General features: G+C 63.8%; 2 protein-coding genes and 1 pseudogene. 2 read left to right on the top strand and 1 reads right to left on the bottom strand.

What is annotated here, in order from left to right; translation table 11 throughout:
- The coding region (locus tag WBV42_RS09880; RefSeq protein WP_423985878.1) for a class I fructose-bisphosphate aldolase at window positions 1–279 on the top strand (279 nt) is incomplete at its 5' end.
- A 2-nt stretch (window positions 280–281) separates the two neighbouring features.
- Entirely contained in the window at window positions 282–1,169 is an 888-nt protein-coding gene (locus WBV42_RS09875; protein WP_423985877.1) for a class 1 fructose-bisphosphatase, read from the top strand.
- A 27-nt stretch (window positions 1,170–1,196) separates the two neighbouring features.
- On the opposite strand, the pseudogene WBV42_RS09870 reads toward WBV42_RS09875, so the two are convergent.
- Window positions 1,197–1,651, bottom strand: a pseudogene (locus WBV42_RS09870) (hypothetical protein); the annotation flags it as partial.

Raw genomic sequence — 1,651 nt, 5'->3', positions numbered from 1 at the left:
CTCGAAATCGGCGCGGACATGGCGAAGGTCAAGTACCCCGGAAGCCGCGAGTCGATGGAATGGGCCGTCAAGTCCGCCGCCGACATGCCGGTCGTCATGAGCGGTGGGTCGAAGACCAGCGACTACGAGTTCCTCTCTAGCGTCGAAGCCGTGATGGACGCCGGTGGTTCCGGACTCGCCGTCGGCCGCAACGTCTGGCAGCGTGATGACCCCGAGCGAATCCTCGACGCGCTCGAAAAGGTCATCTTCGACGGCGCGACCGCCGACGAAGCGCTCTAACGATGGAGACGGTTACAAAAATCATCGAGGTCGTCGCGGCTGCCGCGCCGGAAATCCGTGGCGGTCTCACCGGCCGCCGTCGAAAGGCGGACGAGGAAAACCCAAGCGGGGAAATCCAGATGGCCGCCGACGTCTGGGCCGACGAGTACCTCGAAGCGGAACTGACGGCCATCGACGGCGTCGGCGAGTTCGCCAGCGAGGAGCGAGAGGCGGTCGTCGATTGCGGCGACGGACTGTCGGTCGCTATCGACCCGCTCGACGGCTCGTCCAACCTCAAATCCAACAATTCGATGGGGACCATCGTCGGAATCTACGATGCGCCGCTCCCGGCGAAGGGAACGGACCTCGTCGCGTCGGCGTTCGTCCTCTTCGGTCCGATCACGACGATGATGGTCGCCCGTGACGATTCCGTGACGGAGTACGTCATCGAAGACAGCGCGGTGCAAGGCACCGCGGAAGAGTCGAGCGGCGAAGCGCCGCGAGACGGAACGTACCGAGTCGTCACCGAGGACGTGACGCTCCCCGACGACCCCACGGTTTACGGGTTCGGCGGCCGCGTTCCGGACTGGCCCGAGGCGTTCACCGCCTACGCGCGAGAGATCGAAGACGAACTCAAACTGCGCTACGGCGGCGCGATGATCGGCGACGTGAACCAAGTGTTGACCTACGGTGGCGTGTTCGCCTATCCCGGTCTCGAATCCCGCCCAGAAGGAAAACTTCGCTTGCAGTTCGAGGGGAACCCGATGGCGTACATTATCGAATCCGCCGGTGGTCGGTCGTCCGACGGCGAGAAATCGATCCTCGAAGTGACGCCCGAGCGACTGCATCAACGGGTACCGCTCCACATCGGGAACGCGAACCTCATCGAACGACTCGAAGCCGCGCTGTAGTCGGATTTCGGTTTTCGATCTTTTTCGTTAGCTGCTATTCGTCGGCGTCGTCCGTGGCCCGGTCGTCGTCGCAACGGTCGTCGGAGCAGCAGTCGCCGTCGGCCCGCCGACCGTCGTCTGTGCCGCAGTCGTTCCATTCGTGCCGCTCACCTGTCGGATACACCTCTGCACGTCGTTTTGCTGCACGGTCGCGACCGTCTGGTTGTTCGAATCGAAGAACGTCGCGTTGACGAAGACGTATCCCGGAACGCCGAGGTCCGCCGTCGAGTTCGTCCACGTCACGTTGCCGTCGGCCGCCGGTTGGAAGTCCCCGGCGGAGATGTTTTGTGTCACCAGCACGCCCGACTGCGGGTTCGAGGCGTTGACCAACAGCGCCTGCATTCGGTAGTCATCGGGTTGCGTCGCGTTCGCCGTGATCCGGGTGCAGGACAGGTTCGCCGATAGCGGTGCGGTCGGCGGTGCGGTCGTCGTTGTCGTAGTGG

The organism is Haladaptatus sp. (assembly GCF_049589095.1).
Classification (GTDB): Archaea; Halobacteriota; Halobacteria; order Halobacteriales; family Haladaptataceae; genus Haladaptatus.
The sequence above is the reverse complement of the archived record's forward strand: the minus strand, read 5'-3'. Positions and strand labels throughout refer to the sequence as shown.